The following is a 24,134-nucleotide window of genomic DNA, read 5'->3' as shown; positions in this document are numbered from 1 at the left end:
CCTCGGCGGCCTGTTGGATGACGCCGGGCAGTCAGGCGCTCAGAACGGGTACCACCGCACGGTCTCGTCCCCGTCCCGCAAGGACGCCACCCGGCGCCCGAACTCCACCAACGCCTGCGGGTTACTGGGCGCATGCTGCGCCACCCACGCACAGCTGGCCGTCTCCCGCGCGCCCCGCAGCACCGCACACCCCTCCCACTCCCGCACATCCCAGCCATAGGTCTCGACAAACGAGTCATAAGCCGCCGCAGGCAACCCGTACCGGTCCCGCGAGAGGGCCATGACCACCAGGTCGTGCTCGCGCAGGTCGGCGGAGAAGGTCTCCAGGTCGACCAGGACCGGCCCGTCGGGGCCGACGTGCACATTGCGGGGCAGCGCGTCGCCGTGGATCGGGCCGGGCGGCAGATGCGGGGTGAGCGCTGCCGCGGCGGCCGCGAACCCGTCGCGCCGCTCGCGCAGATACGCCGCGTCCGCCGGTTCGATCGCCTCCCCCGCCAGCCGCAGCCACCGCTCCACCCCACCCAGCAACTCACGCGTCGGCAGAGCGAAGGAGGGCGCGGGCAGGGCGTGCACGACCCGTAGCAGTTCGGCCAAATCCCGGGGCTCGGCGGGCCGTACGGGATCGGGCAGCCGGTGCCATACGGTCACCGGGTGCCCGTCGACGAGCAGCGCCGTGTCCCCGGCCGCCCGGACCGCGGGGACACCGGCCTCGGCCAGCCACAGCGCGATGGCCAGCTCCCGGCGGGCCCGGTCGAGGAGTTCGGCATCGCGGCCCACCTTGACGACCAGGTCACCGGCGGCGAACACCGCGTTCTCGCCGAGGGCGAGGAGCCGCGCGTCCCGCGCCGGACCGGGCAGTACATCCGCCGCGGCCAGTACGTCGCGCGCCCGTGCCTCGTCCATCGTCCGCCTCCGTGCTCCGTCGTCGCCGGGTCCATGAGCTGAACCCGGTGGTGTCGCGTTCCCGCCGTCCGCCGGCCAGTGTCGCATTCGCACAGGTCGGACACTGTGCGCGGTAAGTTGCACGAGACGTCTCGTCTCGCCTATGGTCGAGGGCATGACTCACATCGCCATGTTCTCCATCGCCGCCCACGGCCACGTGAACCCGAGCCTGGAGGTGATCCGCGAGCTCGTCGCGCGCGGGCACCGGGTGACGTATGCGATCCCCCCGGCGTTCGCGGAGAAGGTCGCCGAGACCGGCGCCGAGGTGAAGCTCTGGAAGTCCACGCTGCCCTCGCCCGACGACGACCCGGAGGCGTGGGGCACCACCCTGCTGGACAACGTCGAGCCGTTCCTGAACGACGCCATCCAGGCCCTGCCGCAGCTGATCGCGGCGTACGAGGGCGACGAGCCGGACCTCGTGCTGCACGACATCAGCTCGTACCCGGCGCGGGTGCTGGCCCACCGCTGGGGCGTCCGGGCCATCTCCCTCTCGCCGAACCTCGTCGCCTGGGACGGCTACGAGGAGGAGGTCGCCGAGCCGATGTGGGAGGAGCCCAGGAAGACCGAGCGCGGCCGGGCCTACTACGCGCGCTTCCAGGCCTGGCTGGAGGAGAACGGCATCTCCCAGCATCCCGACCCGTTCGCCGGCCGCCCGGCCCGCTCGATCGTCCTGATCCCCAAGGCGCTCCAGCCGAACGCCGACCGGGTCGACGAGAGCGTGCACACCTTCGTCGGCGCCTGCCAGGGCGACCGCGGCGCGGAGGGCGACTGGCAGCGGCCCGCCGACGCCGACAAGGTCGTGCTCGTCTCGCTCGGGTCGGCCTTCACCAAGCAGCCGGCGTTCTACCGGGAGTGCGTGCAGGCGTTCGCCGGGCTGCCGGGCTGGCACCTGGTGCTCCAGATCGGCCGGCACGTCGACCCCGCCGAGCTGGGGGAGGTGCCGGGGAACGTGGAAGTACGGTCCTGGGTCCCGCAGCTCGCGATCCTCAAGCAGGCCGACCTGTTCGTCACGCACGCGGGCGCGGGCGGCAGCCAGGAGGGCATGGCCACGGCCACCCCGATGATCGCCGTACCGCAGGCGGTCGACCAGTTCGGCAACGCGGACATGTTGCAGGGCCTCGGCGTGGCCCGCCATGTCCCGGCGGAGGAGGCCACCGCCGAGATGCTTCGCGAGGCGGCCCTCGCGCTCGTCGACGACCCGGAGGTCGCCCGCCGACTGAAGGACATCCAGGCCGAGATGGCCCAGGAGGGCGGCACCCGGCGGGCCGCCGACCTCATCGAGGCCGAACTGCCCGCGCGCTGAGCAGCACTGCGGGCCCGTCGGTTCCCCGGGAACCGACGGGCCCTCGCTCACCGCGGCACGGTCAGACCCGCACCGGCTCTCCCTCGTCCGCCGCGGCCGCCTTGTGGGTGATGGCCTCGGGCGCCTCGTCGTGCGTCAGGTCCGGAAGCCGGTTCAGCCACTTCGGCAGGTACCAGTTCCGCTCCCCGAGCAGCGCCATCACCGCCGGCAGCAGCACGCCCCGGATGATCGTGGCGTCGATGAGCACCGCCGCCGCGAGGCCGACGCCCATCTGCTTCATGGACTGCATGGACAGGGTGCCGAAGATCGCGAAGACGGCGACCATGATGACCGCGGCGCTCGTCACGACCCCCGCCGTGGTGATCACGCCGTGCGTGATGGCGTCCTTCGTCGTACGGCCGCGCAGCCGCGCCTCACGGATCCGCGAGACCACGAACACGTGGTAGTCCATCGACAGGCCGAACAGGATCACGAACAGGAACAGCGGCAGCCAGCTGACGATGGCACCCACGCCCTCCGCGCCCACCAGCGAGGCGCCCCAGCCGTGCTGGAAGACGGCGACCAGGATGCCGTAGGCCGCGCCCACCGACAGCAGGTTCAGTGCGATCGAGGTGATCGCGATCGTCAGCGAGCGGAACGACAGCAGCATCAGCAGGAAGGCGAACACCACGACGAACGCGAAGACCGGGGCGACCGACCCGACGAGCTGGTCGTTGAAGTCCTTCGAACCGGCGACCTGCCCGGTGATCGGCGCCTGAACGCCGTCGACCGTGCCGAGCGTCGCCGGACGCACCTCGTCGCGGAGTTTGTCCAGGCTGGCGCCCGCCTTGTCCAGGTCGGAACCGCCGACCAGCGGGACGTATACGAAGGCGACGTTCTTCGCGTCGTCCATCTTGATGTCGACCGGGCCGCGCGAGGCGCCCGAACTGATCGCCCGCTCACGGAAGTCGGCGAGCGCCGACTGCACCTCGGGCACGTCGATGTCCTCCGCCCTGACGACCACCTCGGCCGGCTCGGAGCCGCCCGGGAAGGCCTCGTTGACCCGGTTGTACGTCTGCACGATGGGCAGTGAGTCGCCGAACTCCTGGTCCAGCGTGAGGTTCTGCGTCTTCATGCCGACCGCGGGAGCCGCGACCGCCAGCAGCGCGCCGGCCGCGACGACGACGGACACGACCGGCCTGGCGAGGACCCCCTTCAGCACGGCCGTCCAGAACCGGCTCTCCCCGGAGCCGTCGCCGCCCCGACGACGCCGGCGCAGGAACGGAATGCGTCCCTTCTCGACCCGCTCGCCCAGCAGCGACAGCAGCGCGGGCAGCACCGTCACCGAACCGACCATGGCGACCGCGACGACCATCAGGGAGGCCAGCCCCATCGCCTCGAACTCGGCGAGCCCGGTGAACAGCATGCCCGCCATCGCCACGCACACCGTGACACCGGAGACGATGATCGCGCGGCCGCTGGTCGCGGCGGCGACCCGCAGCGCCGTCTGCGCGTCCCGCCCGGCCTGGCGCTCCTCGCGCTCACGGCGCAGATAGAACAGGCAGTAGTCGACGCCGACGGCCAGACCGACCAGCAGCATCACCGAGTTCGCGGTGTCGCTCATCGGCATCACGTGGCTGACGACGCCCATCAGCCCCATCGTCGCCATGATCGCGGTGATGGCCAGCGCCACCGGCAGCAGCGCCGCCACGACCGCGCCGAACGCGATGAGCAGAATGCCGAGCGCCACCGGTACGGCCGAGTACTCGGCCTTCCGGAAATCGTCGCCGAAGGCGTCGTCGAACGTCTTCATCATGCTGGCGCCGCCGATCTCCTCGATCCGCAGCGCCTCGTGCTGCTGCTGGACCCGCTCGACGGCCTTCAGCACGGGCTCCACCCGCTCGCCCGCGGTGTCCGACTCACCCTTCATGTCGAACTGCACCAGCGCGCTGCGCCCGTCCTGGGAGATCGTGTCCGTTTCATACGGCGTGGTGACGTCCGTGACCTCACCGGTCGCGTCGACGGCCCTGACGACATCGGCGACGGCGGCCCGGAACGCGGGATCCGTGGCCTTGAGGCCGCCGTCCTTCGCCTGGATCAGGACGGTCTCACTGGCCGGTTCCTCGATGCCGGCCTCCTCGATGATCTTCGCGGCGGTGTGGGTCTCCCCCTTGAGCTGGTCGCTGTCCTTGACGTCGACCCGTCCGGCCGCCGAACCGAGCCCCATCGCCAGGACGACGAACAGCACCCAGATACCGACGGCCGCCCATCGGTGCCGGGCGCTCCAGCCGCCCGCGCGGGCGGCGAGTCCCCGCACGCGTATGTCTCCGTTCCCCATGACGGGCTGCCCCCTCGTGAGCGGTGGCGGCCCCCTGCCGCCACCTTTCGACTCGAAGGTATGGGCCGGATAAAGCCATCTCGTCGTGCTGCCCGGTGAAGCGCCGGAGCCCCGGATCCTCCGGATGGCCACCCCGCCCTCACCACTGGGGAGGACACCGGTCCCTTACATCTATCGGCGAATGTCCGGGCTGATGATCAGGGATCCGCTCTTGGCGACCTTTGTGCCGACACGTGATTACGAAACCTTGTTGAACAAGTCACAGGCGCGTGCAGTGGTTGCTACCGGCGCGTTCATCGGCCAGAGTTTCGCGCAACCCGCACCCAGGACCGGCCGTCGTGCCCGCCCCCACGGGGCACGACGGCCGCCTAGTGTGGACGGATGACGACGTATGCGGCGCTGCTGCGCGGAATCAACGTGGGCGGCAGCAAGAAGGTCCCGATGGCCGACCTGCGCGCCCTGCTGGAGGGCCTCGGCCACGTCGCCGTGCGCACGTATCTGCAGAGCGGGCAGGTCGTGTTCGCGAGCGAGCACGGCGACGAGGAGTCCCTGGCCGCGGAGCTCACGCAAGCGATCGAGAAGCGGTTCGGCTTCGGGGTGGACGTCATCGTGCGCGACCACGCGTATCTGAAGGCGGTTGCCGACAACTGCCCGTTCCCGGCGGCCGAGTTGGAGGCCAAGCAGCTGCACGCCACATACTTCTCCGCGCCGGTGGACGCGCAGCGCTTCGCCGAGATCGACCAGGCCGCCTTCCTCCCCGAGGAGTTCCGGCTCGGAGACCGCGTCCTGTACCTGTACGCCCCGAACGGCCTGGGCCGCTCCAAGCTCGCCGAGTACCTGGCCAAGCCCCGGCTGAACAAGGGCGTGACAGCCACGTCCAGGAACTGGAACACCGTGGTCAAGCTCGTGGAACTCACCGAGCCGACGGCAGGGTGACCCGGCCTGTCCAAGGACCCCAAGTGGCCCACGGAGAAACCCGGTAACTGTACCGAAGCCCCGCGCCACTCCACCCTTAGCATCGCCGTCATGACCGACTCCGCGCCCACCCGCGTCGACTTCTACTTCGACCCCGCCTGCCCCTTCGCCTGGATCACCTCCCGCTGGCTGCTGGAGGTGGAACGGCACCGCCCGCTCGACCTCCGCTTCCACGCCATGAGCCTGTACCTGCACAACATCGGCAACGAGCTTCCGGACTGGTACCGGGACTTGGTCGACAGATCCATCGGCCCGGTACGGGTGGCGGTGGCCGCCGCCGAGCGGCACGGCGACAAGGTGCTGCGGGATCTCTACACCGCCTTCGGCCTCCGTATCCACGAGCGCAAGACCGGGGACTTCGACGCGGTGATCGCCGAGTCCCTCGCCGAGCTGGGCCTGCCCGGCGACCTCGCCGCCGCCGCGCACGACCCGTCCTACGACGAGGCCGTGCGCCGTAGCCACGAGGCCGGGGTCGAGGCCGACTCCGGCGGATACGTGGGGACTCCCACCATCCATGTCGACGGAACGGTGTGGTTCGGTCCCGTACTGCGGGCCATTCCGCGCGGTCCGCAGGCAGCCGAACTCTTCGACAGCTTCCGCGTCCTGGCCGCCCACCCGGACTTCTTCGAACTCAAGCGGACCCGCACCGGAGCACTCCGCTTCGACTGACGGCAGAAACGGAACCGCTCAGGCCCCGACAGCCGCCAACCTGGGCACTCGCGCCCCGTCATACCGCTCCAGCAGCACCCGCGCCACCTCCGGCGCCGGTCCCAGCACATCGGCGAGTACGTCCGCCTCGGCCGCCCCCCGCGCGATGCGGTCCGGCAGGAAGCCGGGGGCCAGCACGTACGGGGCGACCGCCACCCGCTCGCACCCCAGCGCCCGAAGCTCCCGTACCGCGTCCTCCGTGCGGGGAAGGGATGCGGAGGCGAACGCAGGCCGCACGGCGCACCAACCGGTGTGCCGCCACTCCCGCGCGATGTCTGCGATCACTGCGATCGCCTCCGGGTCGGTGGACCCCGCCGAGGCCAGCACGACCCCGGTCGAGGACTTGTCGGCGGGCGTCAGCCCCGCCTCGTACAGCCGCCGCTCCAGCGCGTCCAGCAGCAGCGGCGAGGGGCCGAGCACCTCCGCCTGGCGGATCCGCAGCCGCCGCGGCGCCTCCCGCAGCACCGCCGGGATGTCCGCCTTCGCATGGAAGGCACGCGTCAGCAGCAGCGGCAACGCCACGACGTCGCGGACGCCCTCCGCCGCCAGGGACTCCAGCACGCCCTGCACGGAGGGGATGTTGAAGTCCAGGAAACCGGTTTCGACACGCAGGGCCGGCCGCAGCGACCGTACCCGCCGCACCAGGGCGTGCACGGTCGCGGCGTGCCGCGGATCGCGGCTGCCGTGGGCGATGACGAGGAGGACCGGTTCGTGGCGCATGGGGATCAGCTCTTCACCAGCAGGCCGCGGCTGCGCAGCACCCGCCGCTCCAGCGGACTGAAGATCAGCAGGTCGATGGCGATACCGACGATCAGGATGAGCAGGATGGCGAGGAACACCATGGACATGGAGCTGGTGTTGCGGCCGTTCTCCAGCAACTGGCCGAGCCCCACGCCCAGGTCGGGGGAGGAGGCGATGATCTCGGCGGCCATCAGCGACCGCCACGAGAACGCCCAGCCCTGCTTCAGACCGGCCAGGTAGCCGGGCAGCGCGGCCGGCATCACGATGTGAAAGGTGCCCTTCAGACCGGTCGCGCCGAGCGTACGGCCCGCTCGCAGGAACAGCGGCGGCACCTGGTCCACGCCCGAGACGAGGCCGTTGGCGATGGAGGGGACGGCGCCCAGCAGGATCACCGCAAACATCATCTGGTTGTTCAGGCCCAGCCAGATCACAGCCGGGGGCACCCAGGCGACCGACGGCAGCGACTGCAGACCGGACAGGATCGGCCCGATCGCCGCCCGCACGAACCGCACCCGCGCCACCAGCAGCCCCAGCGGCGTGCCGATGGCCAGCGCGATCAGGAAGCCCAGCAGGCCACGGGAGACGCTGGTCCAGATGTAGTCGAACAGCGTGCCCTGCAGCCAGGCCGTCCGGACCTCGCCCCACACGTCGGCGGGGGAAGGCAGCTTGGCCGGGTCGTCGACGACGTTGAAGCTGATCAGCGCCTGCCACACCGCCAGCACCAGCACGACGGCGATGACCGGCGGGACGATCTTCTGAGTGAACGTCGTGCGCAGCGGCGTACGACCGGTCTGCACCGTCTCCAGCGCGTCCAGGCCCGCTTCGAGCCCGGCCAGATCGTTGCCGTCCTTGCCGTCCTTGAGGGCGGTTGTGTCAGTGCTGGCCATGGCGGCGGATCTCCCCACGCAGTTCTTCGGTGATCTCACGGGACAGCTCCGCCACCGCGGCGTCCTCGATGCGGCGCGGCTGCGGGATGTCGACCGTCCACTGGCGCGCGATCCGTCCCGGACGCGACGACAGCAGCACGACGCGCTGCGCGAGCCGCACCGCCTCGCGCACGTTGTGCGTCACGAACAGCACCGAAAGCTGCGTCTCGTGCCAGATCCGGGTCAGCTCGTCGTGCAGCACGTCGCGGGTGATCGCGTCCAGCGCCGCGAACGGCTCGTCCATCAGCAGCAGCTTGCTGTCCTGCCCCAGCGCCCGGGCCATCGCCACCCGCTGGCGCATACCGCCGGACAGTTCGTGGACGCGCTTTCCGTACGCCCCCTGCAGCCGGACCAGCTCCAGCAGTTCCTCCGCCCGGCCGCGCCGGTCGGCCTTGGGCACGCCGCGCAGCTTCAGGGCGAGCTCGATGTTCTTGCCCGCGGTCAGCCACGGGAAGAGAGCGTGCTCCTGGAACATCAGCGCCGGACGGCCGTCCGTCGTGATCTCACCGGCCGATGGCTTGTCCAGCCCCGCCACCAGGTTCAGCAGCGTGGACTTGCCGCAGCCGGAGGCGCCGAGGAGGGTGACGAACTCGCCGGGCGCGACATCGAGCGTGATGTCGTCGAGGACGAGCTGGCGCCCGGCGGGGCCGGCGAAGGACTTCGAGACGTGGTCGATGCGCGCGGCGTGTTCCACGGACGCATCCGTGTCGGCGGCCTTGGCGAGGGCGGTTGCCATGGTCGTCACCTCCTGGGTACTCATCGGGATCCGTGCCTTACTCGATGCCGAGACCGGCGTCGTCGACCTCGGGTTCGCCCTCGGCCTTGAGGACCTTGTTCAGCGGTGTCACGTCGTAGATGCCGGTGAGGTCCGGCTCCTGCAGCAGCCCTGCCTCGACGGCGTGTTCGGCCTGGGTGGCGAGCGTGGCCGCCAGCGGATCGTCGGTGAACCGGATGGACGGCCAGGCCGTGTCGATGACGTCGGCGGGCAGCGCCTTCCCGGTGTCGGCGCTCAGCTGCGCGTTCGCCGCGGCCTTCGCCTGCTCCGGGTGCTCGTTGATCCACTTGTTGGTCCGCACCGAGGCGCGCAGTACGGCCTCAACGGCCTTCGGGTGTTTCTTCAGAAAGCTCTGCGACACGATGACGTTCGTGATCACGAACTTCTTGCCGGGCCACAGATCGGCCTCGTCCAGCAGCACCTTCGCACCCTCGGCGACCAGCAGGGACGCGGTCGGCTCCGGCACCCACGCGCCGTCGATGGAGTCCGACCTGTAGAGGTCCGGGGTGACCTTGTTGTCGGAGCGGACCACGGAGACGTCGCCCTTTCCGCTCGCCCCGTCGACCTTCCACCCCTGCTCGGCGATCCAGTCGAGGAACGCCACGTCCTGGGTGTTGCCGAGCTGCGGGGTGGCGATCCGCTTGCCCTTGACGTCCTTCAGGGACTTGATCTTCTCCGGGTCGACCACCAGCTTCACACCGCCGGAGGCCGAACCGGAGATGATGCGCAGGTTCTTGCCGCCCGCCTTGACGTAGCCGTTGACGGCGGGGGAGGGGCCGATCCAGCCGATGTCGACGGAGCCCGAGTTCAGCGCCTCGATCTCCGAGGGGCCGGCGTTGAACATGGCGTACTCCGCCTTGGTCCCGCCCAGCTCCTGCTGGAAGAAGCCCTTCTGCCGGCCGACCAGCGCGGTGCCATGGGTGAGGTTCCCGAAGTAGCCGATCCGCACGGAGTCCAGACCGTCCACCTTCGCCGCCCCGGCGATCGGCTGCTCGGTGTTGTCCACGGCCTGGGAGCCGTAGCCGCAGGCCGCGAGGGCGAGCAGCGGCAGTACGGCCAGGACCGCGAGGCCGCGGCGCAGGGCGGGTGTGGCAGGCACGGGAGGTGTTCCTCTCGGTGGCCCGGCTCTCACGCCCTTACCAGGTCGTGGCCGGGAGATCGGCAGGTCGGTCCGGAGCGGCGCGCATGCGGTGCGCGTACGTCATCGCACACATCGCGCCACTCCGCCCTGCCCGCTGCCGAGGGCGCCGCTGCCGACGCGGCCGCCCTCCTTGGCGAAGGACGAGTAGAAGTCGGTCGAGGCCATGGTCAGAAGTCCCACCCGTCGTCCTCGCCCTCGTCCCGGACCGGCTCCGGGGAGGCGAACGACTCGCCGACCATGCCCGCGGTGAGCGTGGTGCCGTCGCTGGGGTCGATCAGGATGAACGAGCCGGTGCGCCGGGAGTCGGCGTAGGAGTCGACCGGCAGCGGCTCGGCGGTGCGGACCTTCACCCGGCCGATGTCGTTGGCGACGAGCTGTCCCGGGTGCGGGTGCAGGGACAGGTCGTCGAGGGTGAGCCGGGACGGGATGTCCTTGACGATCGCCTTGACCGTGCGGGTGCCGTGCTTGAGCAGCACCCGGTGGCCGACGGTCAGCGGCTGGTCGGCCACATGGCAGACGGTCGCCTCGATGTCCTGGGTGGTCGGCGGCGCGTCCTTGCTGGGCACGATCAGGTCACCGCGCGAGATGTCGATGTCGTCCTGAAGCAGGAGGGTGACCGACTGCGTGGTCCAGGCGACGTCGACCGGCTTGCCCAGCAGGTCGATGCCGGAGATCTTCGTCGAACGGCCGGACGGCAGGACCGTGATCTGCTCGCCGACGCGGAACGTGCCCGCCGCGATCTGACCCGCGTAGCCCCGGTAGTCGGGGTGCTCGGCGCTCTGCGGCCGGATCACGTACTGCACGGGCAGCCGCGCGTGGCAGTGCGCCAGGTCGTGGCTCACGGGCACGGTTTCCAGGTGTTCCAGAACGGTCGGTCCGCCGTACCAGTCCATGTGCGCGGACGGTTCCACGACGTTGTCGCCGTTCAGCGCGGAGATCGGGATCGCGGTGACCTCGGGCACGCCGAGTTCGGTGGCGTACGCCGTGAACTCCTCGGCGATCGCGCCGAAAACGCTCTCCTCGTACCCGACGAGGTCCATCTTGTTGACCGCGAGCACCACGTGCGGGACGCGCAGCAGCGCGGCGATCGCGGCGTGCCGGCGGGTCTGCTCGACGACGCCGTTGCGGGCGTCGACGAGGATGATCGTCAGCTCGGCGGTGGAGGCGCCGGTGACCATGTTCCGGGTGTACTGCACGTGGCCCGGGGTGTCGGCGAGGATGAACCGGCGGCGGGGCGTGGCGAAGTAGCGGTACGCGACGTCGATGGTGATGCCCTGCTCGCGCTCGGCGCGCAGGCCGTCCGTCAGCAGCGCGAGGTCGGGGCCTTCCTGCCCCCGCGAGGCCGAGGCGCGCTCCACGGCCTCCAACTGGTCGGCGAGGACCGACTTGGAGTCGTGCAGCAGCCGTCCGACCAGCGTGGACTTGCCGTCGTCGACGGAACCGGCGGTGGCGAACCGCAGCAGGGTGGTGGCCGAGAGTTCCTCGGTCGTGGTCGTGCTCATGTTTAGAAGTACCCCTCGCGCTTGCGGTCTTCCATCGCGGCCTCGGAGAGCTTGTCGTCGGCCCGGGTGGCGCCCCGCTCGGTCAGCCGGGACGCGGCGATCTCGGTGATGACCTGCTCCAGCGTCTCCGCGTCGGAGTCGACGGCACCCGTGCAGGACATGTCGCCGACGGTCCGGTAGCGGATCAGCCGCTTCTCGACGGTCTCGCCGTCCTTGGGGCCGCCCCACTCGCCGGCGGTCAGCCACATGCCGTTGCGCCGGAACACCTCACGCTCGTGCGCGAAGTAGATGGCGGGCAGCTCGATGCCCTCACGGGCGATGTACTGCCAGACGTCCAGCTCGGTCCAGTTGGACAGCGGGAACACGCGGACGTGTTCGCCGGGGGCGTGCCGTCCGTTGTACAGGTTCCACAGCTCGGGGCGCTGCCTGCGCGGATCCCACTGCGAGAACTCGTCGCGCAGCGAGAACACCCGCTCCTTCGCCCGTGCCTTCTCCTCGTCCCGGCGCCCGCCGCCGAACACCGCGTCGAAACGCTCCGCCTGGATCTTCTCCGTCAGCGGAAGCGTCTGCAGCGGGTTACGCGTCCCGTCCGGGCGCTCCTTCAGCACACCCCGGTCGATGTAGTCCTGCACGGACGCGACATGCAGCCGCAGGCCGTGCTCGGCCACCGTACGGTCCCGGTAGTCGATGACCTCGGGGAAGTTGTGCCCGGTGTCCACGTGCAGCAGCGAGAAGGGCACCGGCGCGGGCGTGAACGCCTTCAGCGCCAGGTGCAGCATGACGATGGAGTCCTTGCCGCCGGAGAAGAGGATCACCGGCCGCTCGAACTCGCCCGCCACCTCACGGAAGATGTGCACCGCCTCGGACTCCAGCGCGTCCAGGTGCGACAGGGCGTACGGGGTGTCGGTGCCCTCGTCGATCGTGGCGACGGTCGTCATGCCAGTCCCCTCTCGGTGAGCAGCGTGTACAGCGACGCCGCGGACTCCTGCACGGTCTGGTTCTGGGACTCGATCCGCAGATCGGGTGCCTCGGGCTCCTCGTACGGGTCGTCCACGCCGGTCAGCCCCGTCAGCTCGCCCGCGGCCTGCTTGGCGTACAGCCCCTTCACATCGCGCACGGAGCACACCTCGACCGGCGTCGCCACGTGCACCTCCAGGTACGGCGTGCCGTTCGTCTCGTGCCGCTTGCGCACCGCGTCACGGCTGTCGGTGTACGGCGCGATCACCGGGACGAGCGCCTTCACACCGTTACGGGCGAGCAACTCGGCGACGTAACCGATGCGCTGCACGTTGGTGTGCCGGTCCTCGCGGCTGAAGCCGAGGCCCGCCGAGATGAACTCGCGGATCTCGTCGCCGTCGAGCACCTCGACGAGGTGGCCCTCCTCGCGCAGCCGGCCGGCCAGCTCGTACGCGATCGTGGTCTTGCCGGCGCTCGGCAGGCCCGTGAGCCAGACGGTGGCTCCGCTCGTCACGTGCTTCTCCTGAGGGGTCGGTGTGGTGGTCGTCATCCGTGCAGCCCGCACTCGGTCTTGGCCCGCCCGGCCCAGCGGCCGGCGCGCGCGTCCTCGCCCGCGAGGACCCGGCGGGTGCAGGGGGCGCAGCCGATGGAGGCGTAGCCGTCCATGAGCAGCGGGTTGGTCAGGACGCCGTGCTCGGTGACGTAGGCGTCCACGTCGTCCTGGGTCCAGCGGGCGATCGGCGAGATCTTGACCTTCTGGCGCTTGTCGTCCCAGGCGACGACCGGGGTGTTCGCCCGGGTCGCGGACTCGTCGCGGCGCAGTCCGGTCGCCCATGCGTCGTAGTTCTTCAGCCCCTGCTCCAGGGGCTTGACCTTGCGCAGGAAGCAGCACAGGTCGGGGTCGCGGTCGTGCAGCTTCGGGCCGTACTCGGCGTCCTGCTCGGCGACTGTCCGGTCCGGGGTGAGGGTGATGACGTTGACGTCCATCACGGCCTCGACGGCGTCCCGGGTGCCGATGGTCTCCTCGAAGTGGTAGCCGGTGTCGAGGAAGACGACGTCGACGCCGGGCATCGCGCGGGAGGCGAGGTGGGCGACCACCGCGTCCTCCATGGAGGACGTCACGCAGAACCGCTTGCCGAAGGTTTCCGCCGCCCACTGGAGGATCTCCAGTGCGGAGGCGTCCTCCAGGTCGCGGCCCGCCTGCTCGGCGAGCGCCTTCAGCTGCTCTGCTTCCCGCGTTTCCTGAGCGGTCGTCATATGCCATCCCCTCCCGTTGTGTCGTGCTGGAGTCCACGGGCCAGCAGCCCGAGGAACTTCAGCTGGAATGCGCGGCTGCACGCCGCGCATTCCCAGGCGCCGTGGCCCTGCTCACTCGGACGCAGGTCCTCGTCGCCGCAGTAGGGGCAGTAGAAGGGCGCCGCGCGCTCGCTCATGACAGCGACTCCTCGCCGGCGCGCGCCGCCCAGGTGGCGAACCGCTCGCCGTCCTCGCGCTCCTCCTGGAACCGCTTCAGGACACGCTCGACGTAGTCGGGCAGCTCCTGCGCGGTGACCTTCAGACCGCGCACCTTGCGGCCGAAACCGGCCTCCAGGCCGAGCGCGCCGCCCAGGTGCACCTGGTAGCCCTCGACCTGCTCGCCCTGGTCGTTCATGACCAGCTGGCCCTTGAGACCGATGTCCGCGACCTGGATACGGGCGCAGGCGTTCGGGCAGCCGTTGATGTTGATGGTGATCGGCTCGTCGAAGTCCGGGATCCGGCGCTCCAGTTCGTCGATCAGCGAGGCGCCGCGCGCCTTGGTCTCGACGATGGCGAGCTTGCAGAACTCGATGCCGGTGCAGGCCATCGTGCCGCGCCGGAAGGGGGACGGCTTGACCGTGAGGTCCAGCGCCTCCAGACCCTCGATGAGGGAGTCGATCCGCGACTCGTCGACGTCCAGCACGATCATCTTCTGCTCGACCGTGGTGCGGACCCGGCCCGAGCCGTGCGCCTCCGCCAGTTCGGCGATCTTCGTCAGCGTGGCGCCGTCGACGCGGCCGACCCGCGGTGCGAAACCGACGTAGAAACGGCCGTCCTTCTGCTGGTGCACCCCGACGTGGTCGCGCCAGCGCTGCACGGGCTGGGCGGGCGCGGGGCCGTCGACCAACTTGCGCTTGAGGTACTCGTCCTCCAGTACCTGGCGAAACTTTTCCGCACCCCAGTCGGCCACCAGGAACTTCAGCCGGGCGCGCGTACGGAGGCGCCGGTAGCCGTAGTCACGGAAGATCGAGATGACGCCCTCGTAGACGTCGGGCACCTCGTCCAGTGGCACCCAGGCGCCGAGCCGGACGCCGATCTTCGGGTTGGTGGACAGGCCGCCGCCGACCCACAGGTCGAAGCCGGGGCCGTGCTCGGGGTGGTTCACGCCGACGAAGGCGATGTCGTTGATCTCGTGCGCCACGTCGAGCAGCGGCGAGCCGGAGACCGCGGACTTGAACTTGCGGGGCAGGTTCGAGAACGCCTTGTTGCCGACGATCCGGCGGTGGATCTCCTCGATCGCCGGGGTGCCGTCGATGATCTCGTCCGCGGCGATACCGGCGACGGGCGAGCCGAGGATCACACGGGGCGTGTCACCGCAGGCCTCGGTGGTGGACAGGCCGACCGCCTCCAGGCGGTTCCAGATCTCGGGCACGTCCTCGATCCGGATCCAGTGGTACTGGACGTTCTGCCGATCGGTGATGTCGGCCGTGCCGCGCGCGAACTCCTGCGAGATCTCACCGATCACCCGCAGCTGCTGGGTGGTCAGCCGCCCGCCGTCGATGCGGACGCGCAGCATGAAGTACTCGTCGTCCAGCTCCTCCGGCTCCAGGATCGCGGTCTTGCCGCCGTCGATCCCGGGCTTGCGCTGGGTGTACAGGCCCCACCAGCGCATCCGGCCGCGCAGGTCGTTGGGGTCGATCGAGTCGAAACCGCGCTTGGAGTAGATCGTCTCAATGCGTGTCCGCACATTGAGACCGTCGTCGTCCTTCTTGAACTGTTCGTTGCCGTTGAGCGGGGTGAAGTGACCCACGGCCCACTGACCCTCACCGCGGTGACGGCTCACCTTGCGGCGGGGAGTCGCGGCGGCAGGGTTCTGCGGGGTGGCGGCCATGGTTCTACGTCCTTCGGGACAGGCGGAAAAGCGGCTCTGACCTGCGCATACGGCGCATCCGGGCATACGTGCGCATCATTGCGCAGGGACAAACAAAGCGGGGGAGAACGGCGTTGCTGGAGAGGTCTCAGCTCGCCGGACAGATGGCGCTGGACATGCGGCCGAGGTCGACGTGCCGCCGACTCACCAAGGCAATTCCAGTTCCAGACATGACGGAAGCGTGTCACGGCGATCTGGACACAGTCCAGCTTCGTCCAAGATGCGGACACCCTTGTCTCGAATCGCGAAACAAGGGTGTCCTCGGTCACATGGCGTGAACGCCGTCTTGTCCGACCAGGTCAGGCAGGGTATGCACCCGGCCACGGACCGGGCGCCCCGACCTCCGGCTCCTCCTCGACCTTGGTGTCGAACAGCGTGAAGCCGCGCCGCAGGTAGTTGCCCATCGCGTGCTCGCCGTCCCTGCTGCACGTATGCAGCCACACCCGCTTCGTCGGCGCAAGCCCCGGCCACCGGTCCGCGAGATCCCACGCGCGGGCAGCGCCGTACGACAGCAGGTGCCCGCCGATGCGCCGCCCGCGGAAGGCCGGGATCAGCCCGAAGTAGACGATCTCCACCACTGCGTCGTCCTGCGGCTCCAGCTCCACATAACCGGCGGGCGTGCCCCGGTCGTAGGCCACCCAGGTCTCCACCCCGGGCCGCTCCAGGTGCTCCTGCCACCGCGCGTACGTCCAGCCCAGCCGGTCGGTCCAGTGGATGTCTCCGCCCACGGACGCGTACAGGAAACGGCTGAACTCGGGCGAGGGCACCTCGGCGCGGACGATCCGCACGTCGCCCTCCGGCACCGCGGCCGGGAGCAGGTCGGTCGGGGCGGTCTGCTCCAGGGACCAGGTGGTCACGGGGATGTTTGTCATGCAGGTCAGGGAATCATCTACCCCAGCGCCCTGTCGATCGTGTCCAGCGGCAGCGAGAACAGCATCCGCCCCGACTGCGACCAGACCTCACCGCTCTCCTCCCAGTAGGAGAGGGACTGCGCGGGGTCGCTCCAGCACAGGTACGTCTCGTCCGTCCCGCAGCGCGCCGCCCGCGCGCCACCGCTGTCCTGCCGCCACAGCGTCCCGTGCTCGCCCGCCGCGCGGGCCAGATACCACTGGGACCCGTGGGCGAGCACACCCCGGACGTCGGCCGCCTTCGTCTCGTACGCCTCCTGCGGCCCCGTCCCGAGCAGGCCCGCGCCGGACGGGTCGTCGTCGAGGGCGTACCGCCACAGGCGGGTGGGCCGGTCGCCGTCCGCCGGGACCGACTCGCTCGCGACCAGGCTGGCGGGCGTGGTGCTGCGGTCCAGGGAGAGCGCGCCGATCCGGGCGCCGGTCAGGCGGTACGAGCGGACGGCGGGCAGCGTGTACCGGTCGCCGCGCGCCGGTGGCGTGGTCGCGGCGATGTCGGCGGAGCTGCGCCGGATGCGGTCCAGGTCGTAGAGGTACAGGGCGCGGCCCTCGTCGGCGGTGACGAGCAGCTTGTCCTGGTACCAGACCATGCCGGACAGCCGCGACACCAGCGGCCGGCCGTCGGGGTCGCCGCTCGCCGGAACGGTGAGCGCCACCCAGGTGTAGGTGAACCGGTCCGGGTCGCCTGCGTCGACGAACGCGACCCTGGAGTGGCCCTGCTGGTCGCTCCAGCCGGACAGGACGACACGGTTCGCACCCCACCGGCCGTCGTCGTCGGCGTCCCCCGAGGTGGTCACCGCGCCCGTGTGCCATGCCTCTGTGCCGGCCTCGGCCCAGCAGTGCGCCCGGGTGGCCACGGGCGCTATGGGCAGCGCGGAGCGGTCGGCGTCGGTGCAGTCGGCCGCGGCACGCAGGCTGCGGTCGGCGTCCGCGAGGACGGCGGCGACACCGACGGGCTGCGCCGGTCCGTCGGGCACGGGCTGCGGGATCCGCTCCTCGCGCAGCCGCAGTTCCGCCAGCGAAGCCGCGGAGGTGACCGGCTTCAAGGCGCCGGGATCGGTGCTGACCGTGGCCTGGGAGGCGCTGATCACGGTGGCGGCGCCGGTGAGCGCGAGAGCGGTGCCGGCCAGGAACGCCCGCAGTGCCTGGCCCCGCCTGCGTCGGCGGTGTCTGCCGCGATGCTTCATCTGGTCCTCCCGAGGCGGGCCAACTGCGCCTGACGATCCGTGCGTTGACCTGGGAGCAGGTGGGGTGGCCCGGTAAGGGATGCTACGTCAGGTACGGCGGATTGTGGACGCAGACCCCGCAAATATGCGGAAGAAGCTCTCGAATACGTGGCCTTGGGACGCTCACGGCACCATCGAAGCCGCCCGTGCCCTGCGCACCGCCGGTGCGATGGAGTGCGGCAGGAGGTCGGACGGCTCGGGCGGGAGGACCACCTCGATCTCGGCGTCGTCGCGGAAACGATACGGTCGATGCTCCAGAAAGCTCCCGAGATACCGCCGTACCCGCGACATCTCGGCGCGCACCGTCACCGTGCGGCGCGGGTCGCCGAACACGTCCGCGGCGAGCTGCGCGGCGGTGCGGCCGGCCCGGTGCTCGGCCAGCAGGAACAGCAACTCGCTGTGCCGCGGGCTCAGTTCATGGGTCCAGGAACCCGCGCCGCCCGACACCGTCACCGTACAGCGGCGCGGCTGCCCCAGCTCCAGCACGATCCGGGTGGCACCGGAGGGCAGCGGCTCGTCGGCGGGCCGCACCAGCCAGCCCTCGGCCAGCGGTTCCACCATGCACAGGCCCAGCACGGGCAGCCAACGGCGGCCCGGCGACAGCGCCTTGGGCAACGCGATCCGGTTCGTGTACGGCATCCCCGTCACGGCCGCCGTCCAGCCCTCCCGGTCCACCACCAGCGCGCGGCCGGTCAGCCGGGCCAGCACCGGAGCGGCCACCGCGCGCAGCCGCTCCAGCGCGGTCAGATGCAACTCCCGCAGCCGGGCCTCGGCGAGCTTGGCCACCGAGTCGACCCAGGCCAGGGTGGCCGGATGCATCGTCTCCAGCGGCCCGCTCACGTCCACCACGCCGATCAGGCGCCCGTCGCGCGGATCCGTGATGGGGGCGCCGGCGCAGGTCCACGAGGCGTGCGAGCGGACGAAGTGCTCGGCGGCGAACACCTGCACGGGCCGCCGTACCACCGCCGGTGTCCCGACGCCGTTGGTGCCCACGACGTTCTCCCGCCAGTCCGCGCCGAGCAGAAAGCCCAGCCCGTCCGCCTTGCGCAGCACCGGGGAACTGCCCTCGCGCCACAGCACCCGGCCGTCCGCGTCGGCGATCACCATGATGTGCCGGGCGGTGTCCGCGACCGAGACCAGGCCGTCCCTGAGCACCGGCAGCACATGCCGCAGCGGCGAGTCCTCGCGCCGCCGCCGGATCTCCTCCGGCGTCAGCAGGCCGGATCTGAAGTCGTGGTCCGGGTCCATGCCGCTGCGCAGCATGCGGCCCCACGACTCCTCGATGACCGGACGGGGAGCGAGGCGTGGGCGCTTGCCGGAGAGGGCGGCGTCGCGGACCGCGCTGAGCACCCGCGCGGCCCGTGGCGCGTCGACGGCGGACAGGTCCGTCACATTCATGGGCGACCGCGGCACTGAGATCCTCCCCCGGATTCAGACTGACGTGCGACCGGGCTGTCAAGCCCTCACGGCGTCGTTTTCCGGTCGCGTCCCGATGGTGCGTCCCATACTGCCGCCCGCCGCTGACGGAGGGGCCCACTCCGGTCACAGACACCGGAAAGTTGCAACCCCTTGCAACCCTGGTGAACCGTCCCACGGTGTTTGAAACTTGAGCGACGTCGCCCGTGCGGCGCGCATGGCCTGAACGGGCCAGGCAGGGGCAGGGGTGGTGCCGTGTCGGCGCAGCACCACCCCTGTCTGCGTGCGGTTTTCCGGAAACGTCCCTCGCACACGGACGCAGGACGACGTACGCGCTCCAGGAGCCGACCCCCGGGTCAGGAAACCGGCCGCGCCCGCTCCACCACCGACGCCAGGTCCAGCGTGTGCGGCAGCGTCCCGAAAGCGGTTCCCCAGTCGCCGCCCAGCCGGGAGCCGCAGAACGCGTCGGCGACCTCGGGGGGCGCGTACCGGACGAGCAGCGCGCCCTGAAGCACCAGCGCGAGCCGCTCGACCAGGCGCCGGGCGCGGGCCTCGATGCCCTCCAGATCGGCCAGTTCGGTCAGCAGGTTCTTGATCGCGGCATCCAGCCGGTGATCGGCGCCGCGTGCCCGGCCGACCTCCGTCAGGTAGGCGTTGAGGGCCTCCGGCTCGCGCTGCAGCGCGCGCAGCACATCCAGCGCCTGGACGTTGCCCGCGCCCTCCCAGATCGAGTTCAGCGGCGACTCGCGCACCAGCCGGGGCAGCCCCGACTCCTCCACGTAACCGTTTCCGCCCAGGCACTCGGCCGCCTCCACCGTCACCGGCGTACAGCGCTTGGTCACCCAGTACTTCGCGGCCGGTACCGCCAGCCGCAGAAACGCCCGCTCCTGTTCGCTCCCGTCGTCGTAGGCGGCGGCGAGGCGCAGCCCGAGCGTGGTCGCCGCCTCCGACTCGATGGCGAGATCGGCCAGCACGTTGCGCATCAACGGCTTGTCGATCAGCCGCCCGCCGAACGCCTCCCGGTACGTGCAGTGGTGGACGGCCTGAGCGACGGCCTGCCGCATCAGCCCCGCCGAGCCGAGCACGCAGTCCAGCCGGGTCGCCGCGACCATCCCGATGATGGTCCGCACCCCGCGCCCCTCCTCGCCGACCCGGCGCGCCCAGGTCCCGTCGAACTCGACCTCGCTGGAGGCGTTGGAACGGTTCCCCAGCTTGTCCTTCAGCCGCTGGAGCAGAAAGACGTTCCTGGTGCCGTCCGCGAGCACCCGCGGCACCAGGAAACAGGTCAGCCCGCCCGGAGCCTGGGCCAGCACCAGGAAACCGTCCGACATCGGTGCCGAGCAGAACCACTTGTGCCCGGTCAGCTCATACGTCCCGTCCTCGGCGAGCGGCCGGGCGACGGTGGTGTTGGCACGGACGTCGCTGCCGCCCTGTTTCTCCGTCATGCCCATCCCGAACAGCACCCCCGCCTTCTGCTCGGCGGGCCGCAGATCACGGTCGTAGACCAGGGACGTCAGCCGCGGCTCCCACTCCGCGGCGAGGTCCGGGTCCGTGCGCAGGGCGGGCACGGCGGCGTGGGTCATGGACAGCGGGCAGCCGTTGCCCGCGTCGACCTGCGTCCACATCAGGAATCCGGCCGCCCGCCGCACATGCCCGGCGGGCCGCGCCCACGCCGCGGTCAGGCCCGCGGCGACGCCCTTGCCGAGCAGCCGGTGCCAGGCCGGATGGAACTCGACCTCGTCGACGCGGTGGCCGTAGCGGTCGTGGGTGTGCAGCCGGGGCGGGTTCTCGTTGGCCAGCACCCCCCACTCCTGCGCCTGCGCCGACCCGGCGGTGCGGCCGAGCCCCGACAGCTCGTCCCGGACCTCGCCGAGCAGATCGGGGGCCACGTGCCGCTCGACGGCCGCCCCGAGGGCGCGATCGGCGCCGAAGACGTCGTATCCGACGAGCGGCGGGACCTGATTGGTCACGGTGTGGGTGCTGCGTGCCATGCTCGGAACGTACCCCGAGGTACGGAGGTGGTCACCCCGCGGACCCGGGCACCTGGCCCACCGTCCCACCAGGGTGAACCATGCCCGCTGCGGCGGATACCGTTGGGTCGTGCAGCCAGCAAGTGTCACCCCCGAACGACCCTCCGGCCGCCTCCACCGCGCGCGGGCCCTCTACCGGAACGTCTCCAAGCGCAGGACCGCCTGGCTGCTGCTCAAGGACACCGTCAACTCCTGCATCGAGTACCGCATCCTCGGGCTGGCCGCCGAAGCCGCGTTCTTCACGCTGCTGTCGGTGCCGCCGCTGCTGCTCAGCCTGATCGGCCTGCTCGGCTACGTCGACGACTGGACCGGCACCGACACCATCTCCAGCCTGGAGACCAACATCCTGGAGGCCTCCCGCACGGTCCTGTCCGATCAGGGCGTCAACCAGATCGCGCGGCCGATCCTGGACGACGTGATGCGGGGCGGGCGACCGGACGTCATCTCCATCGGTTTCCTGTTCGCGCTGTGGTCGGGATCCCGGGCGGTCAACGTCTTCATCGACACGATCACCGTGATGTACGGCCTCGACGGCGTCCGCGGCATCGTCAAGACCCGGCTGGTGGCGTTCCTGCTGTTCATCGCGGCCCTGCTGATCGGCTCGGTCGCGCTGCCGCTGATGGTGGCGGGCCCCGACGCGGTGGTGCGGATCGTGCCGTGGTCGACGACGGTGGTGCAGGTCCTGTACTGGCCCGTGGTGATCGTCCTGTCGATCGTCTTCCTGACCACGCTGTACCACGTGTCCGTCCCGGTCCGCTCCCCGTGGGTCGAGGACGTCCCCGGCGCCCTGGTGGCCCTCGGCATGTGGGTGCTGGGCAGCTTTTTGCTCCGTATCTACCTGCAGAACACCATCGAGGGCGCGACGATCTACGGCTCCCTCGCCGCCGCCGTCGCCGTACTGCTGTGGATCGGAGTGTCCGCCTTCGCCGTGCTGGTCGGCGCCGCCGTCAACGCGGCGATCGACCGCGTCTGGCCGGCCGCCGCGACGGCCGCCGCCCGCGCCGCCAACGAACGGATGCGCGAGGCGCAGGTCGCCGAGTACGTCGCCCGCGCCGCCGCGGCCCGCGAGGCCGACCCCGACGACCCCGACATGCCGTCCGAGTTCCCCGAACGCTGGTCCCGCTTCCTGCCCCCGGAGGACGTGACGGCACGGCTGCGCACCCAGGTGAAGAGCTCGCAGAACGCGCAGAAGGGGGGCGGGGAGGAGACGCCGGGGCCGAGGGAGAAGTGAGGCACGCGGCGCTCAGGGCGTCCACGTCCCCGCCGCCGCTGCCTCCGCCGCGAACTGGGTGAAGTCCCGCGGCTCGCGGCCCAGCACCCGCTGGACGCCGTCCGACAGGTGGGCGTTGCGGCCGTCGAGGAGGGTCTCGAACACGTCCACGAGCAGATCGACCACCTCGGGCGGCTCGCCGAACGCGGCCAGCCGTGCGCCGTACTCCGCCGCCGGCACCGGCCGGTATGTCAGCTCCCGCCCCGTCGCCTTCGCGATCTCCGCCACCGCCTCCCCGAAGGTCAGCAGCCGCGGCCCCGACACGTCGATGCCCTGCCCGACGTACCGGTCACCCGCCGTCAGCGCCGCCACCACCACGTCCGCGACGTCCCGCAGATCGACGAACGGCTCACGCACCTCACCGCCCGGGAACACCAGCTCCCCGCCCAGCCGCAGCCCCTCCACCAGCGGCCCCTCACTGAAGTTCTGCATGAACCACGCGGACCGTACGACCGTCCAGTCCGCGCCCGACTCCCGCAGCGCCTCCTCGGTCGGCCGCGCCTGCACCTCGCCGCGCGCCGACAGCAGCACCAGCCGCCGTACGCCGAGGGAGACCGCCTCGTGCGCGAGCAGCCCGACCGCCCGGGTGGCCGCCGCGGAGCCGACGTCCCCGGGATGGACGAGATACGCCGCGTCGGCGCCCTGCACCGTCCGCGCCCACGTCGACCGGTCCGCCCAGTCGAAGCCCTGGGCGCGCGAGGCCGCCCGCACCGACAGTCCCGCCGCCTGCGCGGCCCGCACCACCCGGCTGCCCGTACGACCGGACGCCCCGGTCACCACCACCGTCATGCCCGTCTTCTTCGCCATGCCTCCAGTGAACTGCCGTACCGCTTCCCGAGCCCATCGCTGAACGGCTCATTCCCATGAGCGTGCGTCTACGCTGACGCCATGGATCCCCTCGCAGGCCTGCTGGAGGGCCCACGCGCGCGTGGTGCCTTCATGATCCGGGCGTGCTTCGATCCGCCCTGGGCCGTGCGGGTGGAGGACCGGGCACCGCTCACCGTGATGCTGATGGTGCGCGGCGACGCCTGGGTCGTCCCGGACACGGGCGAGCGCGTACGGCTGCGGGCCGGTGACCTCGCCATCGCGCGCGGCCCCGACCCGTACACCTGCGGCGACGACCCCGCGACGGAGCCGGAGGCGCTGATCCTGCCGGGCGGCGAGTGCCGCTACCCCGACGGCAGCTCCCTGCGCGGCCGGATGGACCTGGGGGTGCGCACCTGGGGCGACCGGCCCGACGGTGCGGCGGTGATGCTGATCGGCACCTACCTCTGGCGGGGCGAGATCAGCGGCCGGCTCCTCGCCGCCCTGCCGCCGCTGCTGTCGCTCCCCTCGGACGTCTGGCGCTGCCCGCTCACCCCGCTCCTCATGGAGGAGATCGTGCGCGACGAACCGGGCCAGGAGGTCGTCCTGGACCGCCTCCTGGACCTGCTGGTCATCGCCGCGCTGCGGGCGTGGTTCTCCCGCCCCGATGCGCAGGCCCCGGCCTGGTACCGGGCGCAGGCCGACCCGGTCGTCGGCCGTGTCCTGCGCCTCGTACAGGACGATCCGGCGCATCCGTGGACGGTCGCGTCGCTCGCCGCCAAGGCCGGGGTGTCCCGGGCCGCGCTCGGCCGCCGGTTCACCGAACTGGTGGGCGAACCTCCGATGACGTACCTCACCGGCTGGCGCCTCGCCCTCGCCGCCGACCGCCTGCGCGACACCGACGACACCCTGGAGACGATCGCCCGCCAGGTCGGCTACGGCAGCGCGTTCGCGCTGTCCAACGCCTTCAAACGGGTGTACGGGGTGAGCCCCCAGGAGCACCGGACGCGGTTGCTCAGCACGACGTAGC

Annotated in this window: 22 protein-coding genes and 1 pseudogene; 5 read left to right on the top strand and 18 right to left on the bottom strand. The window is 71.1% G+C overall.

Annotated elements, in window-relative coordinates:
- Positions 1–39 precede the first annotated feature (39 nt).
- On the bottom strand, positions 40–903 hold the full coding sequence (locus HJD23_RS08370) for an aminoglycoside phosphotransferase family protein (RefSeq protein ID WP_171111019.1): 864 nt from the start codon (positions 901–903) through the stop codon (positions 40–42).
- A 105-nt stretch (positions 904–1,008) separates the two neighbouring features.
- Here HJD23_RS08370 and mgt point away from each other — a divergent pair.
- Positions 1,009–2,245, top strand: a pseudogene (gene mgt / locus HJD23_RS08365) (macrolide-inactivating glycosyltransferase).
- Between the two features lie 61 nt (positions 2,246–2,306).
- On the opposite strand, the gene HJD23_RS08360 reads toward mgt, so the two are convergent.
- Entirely contained in the window at positions 2,307–4,562 is a 2,256-nt protein-coding gene (locus tag HJD23_RS08360) for an MMPL family transporter (protein ID WP_171111023.1), read from the bottom strand.
- 381 nt (positions 4,563–4,943) lie between these two features.
- On the opposite strand from HJD23_RS08360, the gene HJD23_RS08355 reads away from it, so the two are divergent.
- Together HJD23_RS08355 and HJD23_RS08350 are read left to right on the top strand one after the other, a co-directional pair.
- The gene (locus HJD23_RS08355) at positions 4,944–5,498 is read left to right on the top strand and encodes a DUF1697 domain-containing protein (protein ID WP_171111025.1); all 555 of its coding nucleotides are present in this window, start codon (positions 4,944–4,946) and stop codon (positions 5,496–5,498) included.
- 90 nt (positions 5,499–5,588) lie between these two features.
- A complete protein-coding gene (locus tag HJD23_RS08350) occupies positions 5,589–6,206 on the top strand; it encodes a DsbA family protein (RefSeq protein ID WP_171111027.1) in 618 nt (205 codons plus the stop codon).
- 18 nt (positions 6,207–6,224) lie between these two features.
- Here HJD23_RS08350 and HJD23_RS08345 read toward each other — a convergent pair whose 3' ends face one another.
- The 15 genes from HJD23_RS08345 to HJD23_RS08275 all read right to left on the bottom strand — a co-directional run bounded on the left by HJD23_RS08345 (position 6,225) and on the right by HJD23_RS08275 (position 20,991).
- Positions 6,225–6,965, bottom strand: coding sequence for a sirohydrochlorin chelatase (locus HJD23_RS08345; protein ID WP_171111029.1), 741 nt, complete (start codon positions 6,963–6,965; stop codon positions 6,225–6,227).
- 5 nt (positions 6,966–6,970) lie between these two features.
- Positions 6,971–7,873, bottom strand: a complete 903-nt coding sequence (locus HJD23_RS08340; protein ID WP_171111030.1) for an ABC transporter permease — start codon at positions 7,871–7,873, stop codon at positions 6,971–6,973.
- On the bottom strand, positions 7,860–8,648 hold the full coding sequence (locus HJD23_RS08335; RefSeq protein WP_171111032.1) for an ABC transporter ATP-binding protein: 789 nt from the start codon (positions 8,646–8,648) through the stop codon (positions 7,860–7,862). Before HJD23_RS08335 ends, HJD23_RS08340 begins: the two co-directional genes overlap by 14 nt.
- Before the next feature lie 37 nt (positions 8,649–8,685).
- Positions 8,686–9,786: an aliphatic sulfonate ABC transporter substrate-binding protein gene (locus HJD23_RS08330; RefSeq protein ID WP_171111034.1), complete on the bottom strand. Its 1,101-nt coding sequence runs from the start codon at positions 9,784–9,786 to the stop codon at positions 8,686–8,688.
- Between the two features lie 209 nt (positions 9,787–9,995).
- The gene (locus tag HJD23_RS08320; protein ID WP_171111036.1) at positions 9,996–11,330 is read right to left on the bottom strand and encodes a GTP-binding protein; all 1,335 of its coding nucleotides are present in this window, start codon (positions 11,328–11,330) and stop codon (positions 9,996–9,998) included.
- 2 nt (positions 11,331–11,332) lie between these two features.
- Entirely contained in the window at positions 11,333–12,268 is a 936-nt protein-coding gene (gene cysD, locus HJD23_RS08315; RefSeq protein WP_141308025.1) for a sulfate adenylyltransferase subunit CysD, read from the bottom strand.
- Positions 12,265–12,837 carry an adenylyl-sulfate kinase gene (cysC, locus tag HJD23_RS08310; RefSeq protein WP_141308027.1) on the bottom strand — a complete coding sequence of 191 codons (573 nt, stop codon included), beginning with the start codon at positions 12,835–12,837 and terminating at the stop codon, positions 12,265–12,267. Before cysC ends, cysD begins: the two co-directional genes overlap by 4 nt.
- A complete protein-coding gene (locus HJD23_RS08305) occupies positions 12,834–13,544 on the bottom strand; it encodes a phosphoadenylyl-sulfate reductase (protein ID WP_171111038.1) in 711 nt (236 codons plus the stop codon). Before HJD23_RS08305 ends, cysC begins: the two co-directional genes overlap by 4 nt.
- On the bottom strand, positions 13,541–13,720 hold the full coding sequence (locus HJD23_RS08300) for a hypothetical protein (RefSeq protein WP_171111040.1): 180 nt from the start codon (positions 13,718–13,720) through the stop codon (positions 13,541–13,543). The genes HJD23_RS08305 and HJD23_RS08300 overlap by 4 nt, the downstream gene beginning before the upstream one ends.
- On the bottom strand, positions 13,717–15,414 hold the full coding sequence (locus HJD23_RS08295; RefSeq protein WP_171111042.1) for a nitrite/sulfite reductase: 1,698 nt from the start codon (positions 15,412–15,414) through the stop codon (positions 13,717–13,719). The genes HJD23_RS08300 and HJD23_RS08295 overlap by 4 nt, the downstream gene beginning before the upstream one ends.
- Before the next feature lie 127 nt (positions 15,415–15,541).
- A complete protein-coding gene (locus HJD23_RS44965; RefSeq protein ID WP_309486338.1) occupies positions 15,542–15,625 on the bottom strand; it encodes a putative leader peptide in 84 nt (27 codons plus the stop codon).
- 127 nt (positions 15,626–15,752) lie between these two features.
- Entirely contained in the window at positions 15,753–16,325 is a 573-nt protein-coding gene (locus HJD23_RS08290) for a GNAT family N-acetyltransferase (RefSeq protein WP_171111044.1), read from the bottom strand.
- Between the two features lie 17 nt (positions 16,326–16,342).
- A complete protein-coding gene (locus tag HJD23_RS08285; protein WP_171111046.1) occupies positions 16,343–17,545 on the bottom strand; it encodes a hypothetical protein in 1,203 nt (400 codons plus the stop codon).
- Positions 17,546–17,707: 162 nt separating this feature from the next.
- On the bottom strand, positions 17,708–18,982 hold the full coding sequence (locus tag HJD23_RS08280; RefSeq protein WP_197972360.1) for a helix-turn-helix domain-containing protein: 1,275 nt from the start codon (positions 18,980–18,982) through the stop codon (positions 17,708–17,710).
- A 374-nt stretch (positions 18,983–19,356) separates the two neighbouring features.
- Positions 19,357–20,991 (bottom strand): acyl-CoA dehydrogenase family protein, encoded by a 1,635-nt coding sequence (locus HJD23_RS08275; protein ID WP_171111051.1) that lies wholly within the window; start codon positions 20,989–20,991, stop codon positions 19,357–19,359.
- Between the two features lie 109 nt (positions 20,992–21,100).
- Here HJD23_RS08275 and HJD23_RS08270 point away from each other — a divergent pair, with 109 nt between their 5' ends.
- Positions 21,101–22,261, top strand: coding sequence for a YihY/virulence factor BrkB family protein (locus HJD23_RS08270; RefSeq protein WP_171111052.1), 1,161 nt, complete (start codon positions 21,101–21,103; stop codon positions 22,259–22,261).
- 12 nt (positions 22,262–22,273) lie between these two features.
- Here the strand turns inward: HJD23_RS08270 and HJD23_RS08265 are convergent, their stop codons facing one another.
- Complete coding sequence (locus HJD23_RS08265; RefSeq protein ID WP_171111054.1) at positions 22,274–23,107, bottom strand: NAD(P)H-binding protein; 834 nt, start codon at positions 23,105–23,107, stop codon at positions 22,274–22,276.
- Positions 23,108–23,188: 81 nt separating this feature from the next.
- On the opposite strand from HJD23_RS08265, the gene HJD23_RS08260 reads away from it, so the two are divergent.
- A complete protein-coding gene (locus tag HJD23_RS08260; RefSeq protein ID WP_171111056.1) occupies positions 23,189–24,133 on the top strand; it encodes an AraC family transcriptional regulator in 945 nt (314 codons plus the stop codon).
- The last annotated feature ends 1 nt before the right edge of the window (position 24,134 follow it).

Origin of the sequence: Streptomyces sp. Z423-1, from assembly GCF_013009255.1 — a bacterium.
Lineage (GTDB): Bacteria > Actinomycetota > Actinomycetes > Streptomycetales > Streptomycetaceae > Streptomyces > Streptomyces gossypiisoli.
This window is presented reverse-complemented; position numbering and strand designations above follow the sequence as displayed.